Origin of the sequence: Thermosporothrix hazakensis (assembly GCF_003253565.1) — a bacterium.
GTDB classification, from domain to species: domain Bacteria; phylum Chloroflexota; class Ktedonobacteria; order Ktedonobacterales; family Ktedonobacteraceae; genus Thermosporothrix; species Thermosporothrix hazakensis.
Window position 1 is genome coordinate 304,305 of the sequence record NZ_QKUF01000001.1, and the last position, 13,035, is coordinate 317,339.

The following is a 13,035-nucleotide window of genomic DNA, read 5'->3' on the forward strand; positions in this document are numbered from 1 at the left end:
GCAATACAAGTAGGTACTCGAACGAATTTCTAGAATTTTCTTTCTGATAAGCAGCTAAATAGAAGTGGTTGGAATGCTGAATAGATTTTGTTATACTCATAAGAAAGGGGAAGGGTAGTCAAGACCAACAGTACAGCCTGTCTGCATCAGGTGGCAGGCAAAGGGGGGCCCGCCCGGCATTTGCGCAACAAGTTAGGATAGGTGTACAATAAAGGCGTAATGTATTCGACGGACCCCGGCCATGAAAGAGAGAGTCAAAAGCCTATGGTAGAGATGACAGTTGAAAGCGTACGTATCAGCCTGGCGACGCAACAGCGAGTGGTCATCTTAAAAGCAGTCGATCAAGAGCGGTATCTGTTCATCTGGATAGCGCACGCTGAAGCCTATGCTATTGCCGTCGAGTTACAGGGGGCAACCTCAGAGCGACCACTGACCCATGACCTGCTGAAAAACGTTATCCGTGAGCTAGGCGCTACACTCGTCAGTGTAGAGATCTCTGATCTGGTAGATGAAATCTTCTACGCCCGGTTGATTCTGGACGTGGCAGGACGGCATGTTGAAATTGACTCTCGACCGAGCGATGCGATTGCTCTGGCCGTACGCACCAAAACACCAATCTACGTTGATGAAAGCGTACTCGAACGGGCAGGTGTGCCCATAGAGCAAAGCGAGGAGCCGCAGCCTCCTTCTCTGCTCCGCGAGCGAGACGAAGAAAGCGAAGAGGAGGACGAAGACGACAACCTCTCCGCCTATCGCGATTTTATCAACAGCCTGGATGTCCTGGACGAATTCGGCAAAGACTGATCCTACTACCCGGGCCAGCCCTAGTACCGACGCGGCTTCAAAAGCAGCCTCAACAGGCCCGCAAGAACCCGCGCCAGCACTCCATAGAGCAGGATCGTCACCAGGGTGTAGATCTCGACATCTAGCTTTATGGGAACAGGTATCAGCAGCAATAGCGACCGTACAGGCATGATAAACACTTCGCTGACCTGATAGATAGCCACAGCCCATACGACCGTCTCTGACACTGCCAGTATTTTGAGCAAGAATCGTACAAGTAATAGCAGTTGTACAAGCACAAAGAGCAGCGTCACCAGACCGGGAAGTGGACTCGCTTTCACCGGACGCACTGGTTGAGCGGGCACCGGTTCATAGGTCCCGGCAGCAGGAGGATACTCCTCAGGCTGATAACCCCGCCTAGCTCCATTTGAGAAAGGCGCTGACTGCTGATGTGAAGGAACGGCCACCGTCCTATCATCGTAGGAACTCCGGGATGTCACGCTTTCACGCGCTATAGGCTCGGTTGGTAGGTCGTGCTCATCCATATAGTGTTGCTGTTGATCTTGCTTCCTTCTCATCTGCTCTTCCTTCCACAATGAAGCACTTTACACTTCTCAATCACAATAACGAGATAGAAGGTCGTCGTACGTTTCACGCCTTTCCATCACATGTATTGTCTCTTTGTCTACTAACAGTACGCCCGGACGAGGGACAAGGTTATAGTTGCTTGCCATTGGCAGGCAGTAGGCTCCCGCTGTGGGCAAGAGCAACAGTTCGCCTTCCCGCATATCCGGTAACCTGACCTCTTCTATCAGCATATCCCCCGACTCACAATAGCGCCCTGAGACACAGAAAGAAACGTCATGCTCCCGCTCAAGCTGCTCTACAGGCAGCGCGGTATACAATGCTCCGTAGAGTGCCGGTCGAATGTTATCTGCCATGCCGCCATCAACGAAGAGATACGTAATCCCACCCGGGGTCGCTTTGCGGGCACCAATACGATAAAGCGCTATCCCGGCACGTGCGATAATCGAGCGTCCCGGCTCTATTATCAGCATCGGCAAGGGCTGCGAGATCTTCAGTGTATCGACACAATGCAGTATACATCTCTGCAAGGCGGCTGCCAGTAGTGCAGGGTCGGGTCTGTCGGGAGCGTCCGGTGTGGCAATCGCCCATCCACCACCCGGGCTGAGTTCCTGCGGCCACCAACCCGTCTCTTTATGGAGCAATACAGCCAGTTCCAGCAGGCGCTGCAAACACTCTTCATAGGGTCGCGTCTCACGCAACATGGTTCCCGAGTGCGCGTGCAGTCCCAACAAGTGAAGCTGTCCCTCACGCAAGATTGTTCGTACCGCCTCCGCCGCATCTCCTGTACTGAGGGGAAAACCGAATTTAGCCGTTGCATGCCCCGTCTGCAAATAACGATGGGTGTCGGTCTCGACATCGGGCGCGACCCGCACCAGGACACCAGGATGCATCTGCATCTCTCGTGCGATCTGCGTCAGCCGCCGAAGCTCGCTCCAGTTATCCAGCACGATTCGCCCCACTCCAAGCCGCAACGCAAGCCGCAATTCCTCCGCTGACTTATTGTTCCCATGAAAAGAAATACGCTCCATCGGAAAGGCCGCCCGATGAGCAACCAGCAATTCCCCCCCGGAAACCACATCCAGCCCTAATCCCTCTTCAGCGATCAGCCGGGCTAGCATGGGCGAAAGATATGCCTTAGAAGCATAAAGAATCTGGACCGACGATGCCTGATACTCTCTGCGAAAAGCCTCTCGATACTGTGCACAGGCGTTCACGATGGTCGCACGATCAAAAATATACAATGGCGTTCCATAGCGCTCTGCAAGCTGTTTCAGAGAGTGCCCAGCCAGTTCCAGAGTAAAAGGATCGGATGCAGAAACGGACATCGTGTCCGGTAACAGCGCTCGTTGCGCGGGCGAAAGCGATACAGCCATAAAAAAGGAAGACTCCCTTCTACCGTAGAGAAAACAATTCTATAGCTGCTATTATATGGCCTGTCGCTCCTTTCCGCGAGTGGTCCTTATCATCTAACTTTCCCCACCTCTATCGTACCACAGAAGTACCTTTTTCTTGCCAGAATCCACTATTGACAGATTTACATCCATCACCCTATACTATTGCAGAGTTTTTCACTCTTTTATTTTCTTCCTTTATGGAGTGCTTGTATGCAGGACACTTATTTTTCGCTTATGAACCTGGTAATCTACGCATGCTATGGCTTCCTCATCGCTTGCACCTTGCAAATCATTGTCGTTTTTTTTGTCCACTCACTTCGGCGCTTTCAGGCATTCAAACTCATTATCACGCTTTCTAGCATTATGATTACGCTTCATATCAACCGCTTGTTCTTCTATGGAGAACGCGCCTTTGCATACACCCAACTGTGCCAATATCAGAAAGCGCTGGCAGATCTCGATAAGGCGATTGCACTGAAACCAAAAGCAGTGTGGCCCTATCGAGATAAGAGTATGAACTATGTTGCGATGGGAAATATACAACAAGGTCTTTCTACTTTGGAACTTCCCCTACAATTCCACCCCAATGAGCCTGAGATCTACTACGTTCGCTCTTTCATCTATCGATACATTCAGGACTACCAAACAGCGCTGTTCAACATTGAAAAGGCCCTCTCCATTAACCCCAGAAACCCTACCTACTATGGCGCAAAAGGCTATATACTGACTCAACTGGAGGAGTATCAGGCAGCGCTTGCGGCCTACGATCAAGCTATTGCACTCCCGAACACAAGAAAGAATGTTGCCTTACTCTATCATGACCGAGGACTCCCCTATATCGCAATGGGAGATATGGCAAACGCGATCGCCAATTTCGAGATAGCAATAAAGCTCTCTCCCAGACGATGTTGTCTTCAATGGTGGCTGTTCTGGCTGCTACTCTGTGTTGATCCCTTCAAGAGCTCACAAGAAGATTACATCCGCCAGCTTCAAAACATCGTAAAGCTTCCCACCGATTTCCAAACACGTATCAGCACCAGTGCTCTGTACTGGTTTCGCGGTCAGTATCAACAGGCATTGCAGATTCTCAGCACAGTACCAGGCCCCCGATTAGGGGAGGCGGACTACTGGCAACTGATGTGCTATGTCGCGCTGCATCGGGATGCCGAGGCACTTGAGACCCTTGTATACCTGCGCACACAGACACCACTGCCGCCGATCTTCTATAACGGGCTGCGTCTGCTGGAGCCGCTTAATCCCGCTTTCTATCAACAACACCTTGTTCCCGTTCTGCAAGAGCTTCAATTGCTTTAAATACAAAAAAGCAATGCAGCAAGTATTTCATCTCGCTGGATTGCTTTTTATCTCTCGCCGGTACCGCTTTATCTAAAAAGTGCACCGCTCACTGCTCAGACTCGGTAGCGGTGCGACTCCTTTCCAAATAGCTACTGAGCAGGCCCCCAAATAGACCAAGCCCGACCCCCAGGACAACCCAGAGTGCAGCATGTTGCACCATATGGAGGAGAAAAGGGGACCAGATTTCTCCCATCGTATCAGAGCCCTCGGGTAAAGGATAGGCATACTGTGCGACCAGCAAATAGAGAGCACCTGTCACAAAAATAATCACTTGCGAAACACAGCCAGCCCATACCCCGGCAATACACCCGGTGCCCGGGCGAGCGGTACGCGACGAAGCAAGCCACCCCGCCAGAAAGAAAAGAGCAAACGAAAAACAATCCTGTAGAATATCAAGAGGGAAAACAAGCGCCGGGGAGTGAACACGAACAATATTATTCAACATCCCAAAAAGAAAACAGAACAGGCCCCGTATCAGACCAAAAATCATGCCATAACGTCGTGCAATATGCGTGATACCAGACTTCACACGAACAGATCCAGGTTGCATAACGCTGGGTGACTCCTTCACAATGAAAAGAAATACGTCAGAAAGCTGCCATTGTGATCCGGGAAAACAATGCATACCATCTTCAAAAACAAAAGAAAAGAACAAGGTGAAGACGAAAAATAGCTCATCCCCTGACAATTATTTTTCTCTGCTATTAATTGTAACACTCCAGGCCCGACTTTTCCGAGAGCGCAGCGCCCAAAAGAAAACTCGCCCCTACTCAAGCTGGCACATCAAAGGTAGATGGCACGTGTTCATCTGAAGAAATGGTCGACGATGGCAAAACAGCGGAGTACAGGAGAAACAACAATGAAACGCAGTCGGGGACAAAATCTTCTGTTCATCGGCGCAGGTCTTGGCACAGCGCTGGCCCTGCGTCAGCTCTGGAAATGGCGCAACGCCCTGGATCTCCAGGGACAGGTCGTCCTGATTACCGGCAGCTCCACCGGACTGGGTCTGGAAATGGCCCGCGAGTTCGCCCGGCAGAAGGCGCGTCTGGTCATTTGTGCCCGTGAGGAAGCGCCGTTAGAAAGCGCTCGTCGCGAACTTGAAAGCATGGGAGCGGAGGTACTGGCCACCACTTGCGATGTCAGCAAACAGGAGCAGGTCGAGCGTATGGTGCATGAGGCCCTCGAGCACTTCGGGCAGATTGATATTGTCGTCAACAATGCCGGAATTATCACCGTGGGGCCGCTGGAAACGATGGAGCTTCAGGACTTCCAGGAATGCATGGATATCATGTACTGGGGCATGGTGTATACAACGCTGGCCGTGCTCCCGCATCTGCGGCAACGGAAAAGCGGGCGGATCGTCAACATTACCTCTATTGGCGGTGTCGTACGTTTCCCGCACCTGTTGCCTTACAACTGTGCGAAGGCGGCAGCGGTTGGCTTCTCCGAGGGCCTGCACACCGAGCTAAACAAGGAAGGAATCAAGGTTGTAACTGTAATCCCGGGCCTGATGCGTACCGGTTCTCACGTCAACGCCTTCTATAAAGGGAACAGATCAGCAGAATATGTCTGGTTTGGCCTGGGAGCAACTTCACCCTTCTCGGCGATCAATTCGACCAAAGCCGCCAAACAGATCGTACGCGCGACCCGCCTGGGACAAACCGAGAAGATTATCACGCTTCGCGCCAAACTTGCCACCCGCATACATGGCCTCTTCCCGGGCCTGACCGTCGATGCGCTCAGCCTGGTCGCACGTGGGCTTCCGTCGACGGATGAGCGTCCCGAGGCGAAGGAGAAGGCAACCGGGAAGGAGAGCAGGACCGAAATTGGCAAGAAGCTCACCGCAATGGGCGAAAGGGCCGCCAACCGGAACAAGCAATATATCCGAACCTGAAATGATCTCGATCAGGGGCTATCCGTGAGCAGGGCGGATAGCTCTTCATTTTCCGGGGAAAAAGCTACACAGCCAAGGGGAAACTATGCTAAAATAGCCGGGACTAGTAGTTTTTGTAAGCAACAGGAGATTTTCTGGGATGACACAGATCGACAACCGGACACAGGAGCAGGTGACGACGCCAGCCAATCGCCCGCCCCGTCTGCGCTTTGCTCCCAGTCCCACTGGCTTTCAGCATATTGGTGGGTTCAGGACAGCGCTTTTTAGCTGGCTTTATGCACGCCACGGTGGCGGACAATTTATCCTCCGCATTGAAGACACCGACACAACCCGCACAGTGGAAGGTTCGGTTGAAGACATTCTGCAAGGCTTCAAATGGCTAGGGATGGATATTGATGAGGGTCCAACAATAGGCGGACCCTATGGCCCCTACTCCCAGTTGCAGCGCAAATCAATCTACCAGTATTACGCGCATAAACTGATAGAGTCCGGACATGCCTATAAGTGCTACTGCACCCCCGAGCGCCTTGATCAGATGCGCAAAGAGCGCGAAGCCAAAAAACTGCCGCCGCGCTATGACCGCCGGTGCCGCTATCTGAGCGCCGAGGAGCGAGCCGCAAACGAGGCCGCAGGACTCAAATATACGGTGCGCCTGAGCATGCCACTTGAGGGCAAGACCGTTGTGCATGATGAGCTGCACGGCGATATGGTATTTGAGAACAGCAACCTTGATGATATCATCATTCTCAAGTCAAACGGGCTGGCCCCCTACCACCTCGCCGCCATCGTTGACGATCACCTGATGAATATCACACATGTGTTGCGCGGTGAGGACTGGATCTCCACCTCGCCCTATCACATTACCATTTATCGCGCACTCGGTTGGGAGCCACCCAGGATCTACCACGTGTCCAACGTACTCGGCAAAGACAAAAAGAAGCTCAGTAAGCGGCGCAATGCTCCTTCCTGGTCCGACTTCAAGCGGCAGGGCTACCTTCCCGAAGCCGTGTTCAACTTCATGGCACTGATGGGCTGGTCCTACGATGACAAGACCGAGTTCTTCACGAAAGAAGAGCTGATTCGCGTCTTCACCCTTGACCGCATCAGCGTGGCATCTGGTCTCTATGACCCGGACAAACTGCTGTGGATGAATGGCGTGTATATCCGGAAGCTCTCGCTTGACGAGCTCGTAGATCGAACAATCCCTTATATGGAGCGCCCGGAGGCCGAAGGGGGACTGCCTGATAGCGTCGCTCGTCCTCTCGATCGTGAATATACGAAACGTGTGCTAGAGCTGGAACAGGAGCGCATGAAAACGCTCAGCGATGCCGCGGAAAAGACCTCCTTCTTCTACCTGAAGGAGATCAACTATGATGCCTCTATGCTGATTCAGAAGAAGATGGACGCAGAGAGCACCCGCAACGCGCTGCAACATGCCTATACGCTGTTGTCCGGGCTGGAAAACTGGGATCATGAGATCATGGAGCAGCCTATGCGAGACCTTGCACAGCAGCTTGAGTTGAAGCCGGGACAGCTTTTCGGCGCGGTCCGTGTCGCGGTGAGCGCCAGTAACGCCACCCCTCCACTCTTCCAGATGCTCGAAGTGCTCGGGCGTGAAGTCAGCTTGAAACGCATTCAGGACGCCATCAACAAACTAGCCTGATCATTCAACTCGTGGGGAGAAACAATTGTTTCTTCCCACCTTCCTGGAGGAGCCTTCTTATGATGAACCGGGATTATATCCTGCGCATTGCGGAGCAATTTGGCCGCATGCTGGCAATTGTCCTGCGCCTGCGCAAATTCAACCGTCACGAAGAGGCGCTCATTGCCATCGATGAATATCTGATCAAAATGACCGGCTTTTCCTCCAGTCTGATCAATTCGCTGAGTGAAAGAGATCTGATCAAAGCCCTCTCCCCGCTGGGAAGCCTCAATATTGAGGCCGCCCTATGGGCCGCCGTCCTGCTGAAAACCGAAGGAGAAACCTATGAGGAGATGGGCAACACGACTGAGAGCTATTACCGTTATGTAAAAGCACTGCACCTGATGCTCTATACCCTGTTCGAGGAACCACGAAGCGCTGAAACAGAACTCTTTGAAGATGTGGAGGCGCTGCTGAAAAAGCTTGACGAATACGATATCCCACAGGAGACAAAGCAGCTTGTCTTCCGCTATTTTGAACATCAGGGCCACTATTCCAGAGCAGAAGATCTTCTCTATGAGATGCTGGATGCAGCCCCTAATGATCCGATCATACGGGAAGAGGGAGAGCAGTTTTACCAGCGCCTGCTGACAAAAACAAACAGCGATCTTCAGGCCGGGAACCTTGCCCGCGATGAGGTCGAAGAGGGATTGCAACGTCTCCGCACTATGCAGTAGCCGAAAACCTGAAGGGGGCATGTGAGTGAGCACAACAGAGAGAAAGCTTGTTCGTTCAACGGTTGCCAGTTCATGGCGCTGGATGTGGCCCGATATCCTGATGCGCATACTTCCCCTGACGCTGGTCCCCTTGCTCTATATCTGGCTCTTGAAACTTCCGCCATCATTTCTGGGCCTGACCTTCACTCATGTACCGCTTCATCTGTGCGTCGGTATACTTGTGGGGGCCGGGATGGCGGTCTTTGCCATTCTCTACCGTATGTTTATCGTCGGTCCCTGGTTTCGCTGGCCGACCGTTGGCGATCATTTCTTTCAGGGTTTCTACTATCTGGTTATCAATGGCCCGGTTGAAGAGTTTTTCTTCCGGGGCTTTCTCCTGGCAGCAGTCACCCAGTGGACGGGCTGGATAGGTTGGGGCTGGCTGGTCAGCACGGCGGTGTATACGCTCTATCATCGGCTTGGACGCTGGAACTGGCGCAGCGTTGCCGGGGTTGGACTGGCCGGGATCGTCTTCAGTCTGGTCTACCTCTGCCTGCCGGGGCCGCACTCGCTGCTTGCCGTCTCCATTGTGCATGGTTTTACGACCAGCGGCTTTTTGAGCTGGGGAGATGAAGCGCTCTATCGAGTCTGGAAGCGCCGACAGGGCCACACGCCTACCATACAACAGCAGCCAGTAGAGGTCTGAGCAAGAAACGGTATCGAAATATCAGGCGTGTTTCCTTACAGAGCCGAGATGACCCTGACATGAGCGGGCCATCCTTCGGCACTCAACTGGCGATACCAGGCGAGAGCAGCTTAGAGCTCGACGTTCACACCCAGGTTCTGTTCACAGGCACGTTGATAAATAAGCTGAGCAATTGCAGCATCCTGAACTGCGAGACCGACAGATTTAAATACGGTGATATCTTCCGGTTGCAGGCGCGTCAGGCATTGTCCCGTCAGCAACTCTCCAAGCTCAGTCCAGGTATCAGCGGCAGGGATCAGACCTCGGGCAAGCGCCTGAAGGAGATCACCAGCCTCAGCAAGCGCGGCCTCTCGCTGATCGACAACAATACGCGCCTGCTGCAATAGTTCGGCGTCAAGCTCGCACATTTCAGGTGTAAAGGCTCCGATCGCATTGATGTGCGTACCCGGCTCAACCTCTGATGCCGCGAAGAGAGGCGAAGATGCAGTGGTCGCACAGGCAACCAGGGAGGCACCACGCAACGCTTCAGCAGAGAGCGCGACATGCTTGATAGGCGGACAGCCAGAGCCGATCAGCGCTTGAATTGCCTGGCAACACCTGTTGAAATGGTCGGGGTTACGATTTACAATACGAATCTCGCGAAGAGGGCGTACGGCATGGATTGCAGCCGCCTGAAAAGGGGCCTGTCCGCCAGCGCCAAACAATGCCAGAATATCGGCATCGGGGCGCGCCATGAGATCGGTTGCCAGACCGGAGACGGCACCGGTACGCATCGCGGTTAGCCAGCCCGCCGAAAGGACGGCCAGTGTTTGCCCTGTCTCCGCATCCAGCAGCAGCATCGTTGCACTGGTTAATGGAAGCTGGCGGGAAAAATTCTCGGGAACAACTGTAATACATTTCACGACAAAAGAGGGGGGAGTTTGCGTTCTAAGAAGAGAGGGCATAAGCAGTGCCACGCCATCACCGATCAGCGGGGCAGCACTCCGCTGCGAGATCAGGGCGTGCCCTTCGGCAAGAGCCTGAAAAGCGGTGCGCATCGCGGCGATCGCATCCACCATGCTCACGCATTGCTTCACTTCGTTCTGGGACAGAATAAGAGCCATATCTATCACCTTTTTCTTGAAACTTGACGACACAGAGCCCGGGTGGACGTTGCAATAGCAATATCGCAACATTGCTACATTATAGTGTATAGATCAAAAGGGTAGCTATTCGGGCAATTTCGTTACTCTACAATGTACGGTTCGTCTAGCCTTTAAGAGTACAATAATAAGGGTAAGGTACCTAAAAGCGCATCTTCAATAAGTGGAGGTTTATCCTTTGAAAGTTGTTGTCACTGGCGGAGCGGGGTTCATTGGCTCCCATGTATGTCAGCGCCTTCTCGAAGAAGGTCACGAGGTTCTCTGTGTTGATAACCTCATCACCGGGTCCACCCGCAATATTGAGCCTTTATTTCCAAATAATAGATTCCAATTTTTAAATCATGATGTGACTGACCCATTTGAATATGAGGCCGATGCCATATTCCACCTCGCCAGCCCTGCCAGCCCCATTGGCTACCTGTCTCACCCCATTGAAACAATCATGGTGAACAGCCAGGGAACCTATCGGATGCTTGAACTGGCGAAAAAGCACAATGCTCGCTTTTTGATCTCTTCCACCTCGGAAATTTACGGAGACCCGCTGGTCCATCCGCAGACCGAGGAGTACTGGGGAAATGTGAACTCCATCGGCCCACGAGCCTGCTATGATGAGAGCAAGCGCCTGGGTGAAACCCTGACAATGGAGTACTACCGTCAGTATGGGCTGGATGTGCGTATTGTCCGTATCTTCAACACCTATGGACCGAACAGCCAGATCCACGACGGGCGCATGATTCCCAATTTCATCACCCAATCCCTGAAAAACGAAGCTCTGGTTATTTATGGTGATGGCAGCAAGACCCGCAGCATCTGCTATGTCAGTGATCTTGTCGAGGGACTGATGCGCGCTATGTTCCAACCCAATACGACAGGAGAGGTCTTTAACCTCGGCAACCCGGATGAACATACCGTTCTCGAATATGCGCAGGCGATCATCAAGCTCTGTAACGCATCCTCGTCTATCGTCTATGAGGCAAGCCGCGTTGATGATCCAGAGCGCAGAAAGCCAAATATTGACAAGGCACGGCGCGTCCTTGGTTGGGAACCAAAGGTAGGAATGGAAGAAGGTCTGAAGCAGACAATCGAGTGGTTCCGCACGCAGATCCCGGATCTCTCGACTGTTTCCTGAAGTCGTCTGCTCATGTATCCTGGAAAGCGCCTTGAAGCGTTTTTCCCACACGACAAACGTTAAAAGAAAAACGGACCGGTATGCATTCTGAATTGCACAATTTTGAGCGCAATGCGCAGGAAAGTAGCCAGATACACACGCAAGGGGCGTTCTGGACACACATACAACGGTTTGGAACTCTGGCAAATGTCATCGGAGGAATAGGGAGCCTCCTGACACTGTGCTGTTTGTTCTTTCTGCCAAGCCCGCTCAATCTGCTGGTGCCACTCTACGCGGCTATCGGCATCTGGGTATTCATTCGGCCTGAAGCCGCGCTCTATATGCTTCCAATCGCTGTCCCCTGGGGATCGCTGGAAGGACTTTTGCCAGCATCATTGAACGTCTCGGGCGCTGATCTCCTGGTCTTTTTACTGGGGGCAAGCTGGGCATTACAGCACGTGCTGCGTACGAAGGGCAAAACGGAAATCTCTACCGGTCCTGTTGGTTTCCCCTTTCCCCGCGTTCTCCTGCTTACACTGCTTGGTCTCCTTTTCGCGATGCTGCTATCTATCCCCGGAGCACAGGATCTCAAGCTCTGTCTGAAGGAGATCATCAAGTGGGTTGAAGTGCTTCTGATCTGCCTGATCGGAACGACGTATCTGCGAACCCGCAGGCAAATCTGGATATTGATGGCGATAGCCTGTCTGGCGGCCATTTCACAGGCCGGTCTGGGCTTTTTCCAATACGCATTTCAGCTTGGTCCAACATCGTTTATTCGTGGTGATAGCCTGCGCATTTACGGCTCCTTCAGTCAGCCCAATCCCTATGCAGGTTATCTCAATATGACACTGGTTCTTTCGCTGGCCCTCCTGCTACTAGGAAACAGTCTGAAGGTGCGGGTCCCGGCGGGGATCGTAAGCCTGATCCTCGGAATCGCTGTTTACCTGACTGACTCGCGTGGTGGGATGCTGGCGCTGGCGGCTGGCATCGGGCTCCTTATCCTGCTAGGGCTACCAAAAAAGTGGAATATCCTTATCCGGCTCGCCCTGATCGGTGCACTGGCAGGAGTTGCCGCCTATTTTGCCGGCCTGATACCTCAACACCTCCTTCTTCCACTGTTTAATAAGCTCGGTCTGACTGGTATCTCATTGGTAGCGCCACAGGATGCTGATTTCGCGACTGCCGAGCGGCTGGCCCACTGGATCGCAGGAATCAATATGTTTCTGGACCATCCGCTGACGGGCGTTGGCATCGGCAACTATCCAGCAGTCTATGATCGCTACTTTATCACTATTTTTAATAATCCACTCGGACATGCACATAACTATTACATAAATATCGCGGCAGAAGCAGGCATACTGGGATTAGGAGCATTGCTTCTCTTCCTCACCACCATCTTTCTGACAGGTGGATACATCCTGCGCAACACTCAACGCGCTATCGACAACAGCAAGAAGCGGTTTGCAAGCGCGCAAGGAGCCAGCTTCGCGAGCAAGCTGTTGGCGCAAACGAGTATACTGGCTAATGATCGAGCGCTGGTAGTAGGGCTACTGGCCTCACAAATGACAGTATGTGTACATAACCTGGTGGATAACCTGTATGTGCACAGTATGACATCGCTCATCGCATTGTACCTTATTATGCTTCTGCGTCTGGGGCACAATGTGGCGCATGAGCAATCGGAGGCAGTCAGTGGCTAATCATAA

At 52.7% G+C, this 13,035-nt stretch carries 12 protein-coding genes; 8 read left to right on the forward strand and 4 right to left on the reverse strand.

Going from position 1 to position 13,035, the window contains the following annotated elements; genetic code table 11:
* Positions 1 to 264: 264 nt before the first annotated feature.
* On the forward strand, positions 265 to 804 hold the full coding sequence (locus EI42_RS01255) for a bifunctional nuclease family protein (RefSeq protein ID WP_111317961.1): 540 nt from the start codon (positions 265 to 267) through the stop codon (positions 802 to 804).
* Positions 805 to 824: 20 nt separating this feature from the next.
* On the opposite strand, the gene EI42_RS01260 is transcribed toward EI42_RS01255, so the two are convergent.
* Positions 825 to 1,361 carry a hypothetical protein gene (locus EI42_RS01260; protein ID WP_111317964.1) on the reverse strand — a complete coding sequence of 179 codons (537 nt, stop codon included), beginning with the start codon at positions 1,359 to 1,361 and terminating at the stop codon, positions 825 to 827.
* Between the two features lie 36 nt (positions 1,362 to 1,397).
* On the reverse strand, positions 1,398 to 2,744 hold the full coding sequence (gene lysA, locus EI42_RS01265) for a diaminopimelate decarboxylase (RefSeq protein ID WP_111317967.1): 1,347 nt from the start codon (positions 2,742 to 2,744) through the stop codon (positions 1,398 to 1,400).
* Positions 2,745 to 2,975: 231 nt separating this feature from the next.
* Between lysA and EI42_RS01270 the strand changes: the two genes are divergently transcribed.
* Positions 2,976 to 4,079, forward strand: a complete 1,104-nt coding sequence (locus EI42_RS01270; RefSeq protein ID WP_111317970.1) for a tetratricopeptide repeat protein — start codon at positions 2,976 to 2,978, stop codon at positions 4,077 to 4,079.
* Between the two features lie 88 nt (positions 4,080 to 4,167).
* On the opposite strand, the gene EI42_RS01275 is transcribed toward EI42_RS01270, so the two are convergent.
* On the reverse strand, positions 4,168 to 4,671 hold the full coding sequence (locus EI42_RS01275) for a hypothetical protein (RefSeq protein ID WP_111317972.1): 504 nt from the start codon (positions 4,669 to 4,671) through the stop codon (positions 4,168 to 4,170).
* Between the two features lie 309 nt (positions 4,672 to 4,980).
* On the opposite strand from EI42_RS01275, the gene EI42_RS01280 reads away from it, so the two are divergent.
* The 4 genes from EI42_RS01280 to EI42_RS01295 all read left to right on the forward strand — a co-directional run bounded on the left by EI42_RS01280 (position 4,981) and on the right by EI42_RS01295 (position 9,079).
* A complete protein-coding gene (locus EI42_RS01280; RefSeq protein ID WP_170142267.1) occupies positions 4,981 to 6,015 on the forward strand; it encodes an SDR family NAD(P)-dependent oxidoreductase in 1,035 nt (344 codons plus the stop codon).
* Positions 6,016 to 6,154: 139 nt separating this feature from the next.
* The gene (gene gltX / locus EI42_RS01285; protein ID WP_111317978.1) at positions 6,155 to 7,678 is read left to right on the forward strand and encodes a glutamate--tRNA ligase; all 1,524 of its coding nucleotides are present in this window, start codon (positions 6,155 to 6,157) and stop codon (positions 7,676 to 7,678) included.
* Between the two features lie 59 nt (positions 7,679 to 7,737).
* Entirely contained in the window at positions 7,738 to 8,394 is a 657-nt protein-coding gene (locus EI42_RS01290) for a DUF6483 family protein (RefSeq protein WP_111317981.1), read from the forward strand.
* Positions 8,395 to 8,419: 25 nt separating this feature from the next.
* Positions 8,420 to 9,079 carry a CPBP family intramembrane glutamic endopeptidase gene (locus EI42_RS01295; protein ID WP_111317984.1) on the forward strand — a complete coding sequence of 220 codons (660 nt, stop codon included), beginning with the start codon at positions 8,420 to 8,422 and terminating at the stop codon, positions 9,077 to 9,079.
* Positions 9,080 to 9,189: 110 nt separating this feature from the next.
* Here EI42_RS01295 and EI42_RS01300 read toward each other — a convergent pair whose 3' ends face one another.
* Entirely contained in the window at positions 9,190 to 10,182 is a 993-nt protein-coding gene (locus EI42_RS01300) for an ornithine cyclodeaminase family protein (protein ID WP_170142268.1), read from the reverse strand.
* A gap of 217 nt (positions 10,183 to 10,399) precedes the next feature.
* Between EI42_RS01300 and EI42_RS01305 the strand changes: the two genes are divergently transcribed.
* Together EI42_RS01305 and EI42_RS01310 are read left to right on the forward strand one after the other, a co-directional pair.
* Positions 10,400 to 11,350 (forward strand): UDP-glucuronic acid decarboxylase family protein, encoded by a 951-nt coding sequence (locus EI42_RS01305; RefSeq protein ID WP_111317990.1) that lies wholly within the window; start codon positions 10,400 to 10,402, stop codon positions 11,348 to 11,350.
* A gap of 80 nt (positions 11,351 to 11,430) precedes the next feature.
* The gene (locus EI42_RS01310; protein ID WP_111317993.1) at positions 11,431 to 13,029 is read left to right on the forward strand and encodes an O-antigen ligase family protein; all 1,599 of its coding nucleotides are present in this window, start codon (positions 11,431 to 11,433) and stop codon (positions 13,027 to 13,029) included.
* Positions 13,030 to 13,035 lie beyond the last annotated feature (6 nt).

Bases quoted from the DNA above. Each gene is read 5' to 3' on its own strand.
- EI42_RS01255 (WP_111317961.1), top strand. From the start codon at position 265: ATGGTAGAGATGACAGTTGAAAGCGTACGTATCAGCCTGGCGACGCAA.
- EI42_RS01260 (WP_111317964.1), bottom strand. From the start codon at position 1,361: ATGAGAAGGAAGCAAGATCAACAGCAACACTATATGGATGAGCACGAC.
- lysA (WP_111317967.1), bottom strand. From the start codon at position 2,744: ATGGCTGTATCGCTTTCGCCCGCGCAACGAGCGCTGTTACCGGACACG.
- EI42_RS01270 (WP_111317970.1), top strand. From the start codon at position 2,976: ATGCAGGACACTTATTTTTCGCTTATGAACCTGGTAATCTACGCATGC.
- EI42_RS01275 (WP_111317972.1), bottom strand. From the start codon at position 4,671: ATGCAACCTGGATCTGTTCGTGTGAAGTCTGGTATCACGCATATTGCA.
- EI42_RS01280 (WP_170142267.1), top strand. From the start codon at position 4,981: ATGAAACGCAGTCGGGGACAAAATCTTCTGTTCATCGGCGCAGGTCTT.
- gltX (WP_111317978.1), top strand. From the start codon at position 6,155: ATGACACAGATCGACAACCGGACACAGGAGCAGGTGACGACGCCAGCC.
- EI42_RS01290 (WP_111317981.1), top strand. From the start codon at position 7,738: ATGATGAACCGGGATTATATCCTGCGCATTGCGGAGCAATTTGGCCGC.
- EI42_RS01300 (WP_170142268.1), bottom strand. From the start codon at position 10,182: ATGGCTCTTATTCTGTCCCAGAACGAAGTGAAGCAATGCGTGAGCATG.
- EI42_RS01310 (WP_111317993.1), top strand. From the start codon at position 11,431: ATGCATTCTGAATTGCACAATTTTGAGCGCAATGCGCAGGAAAGTAGC.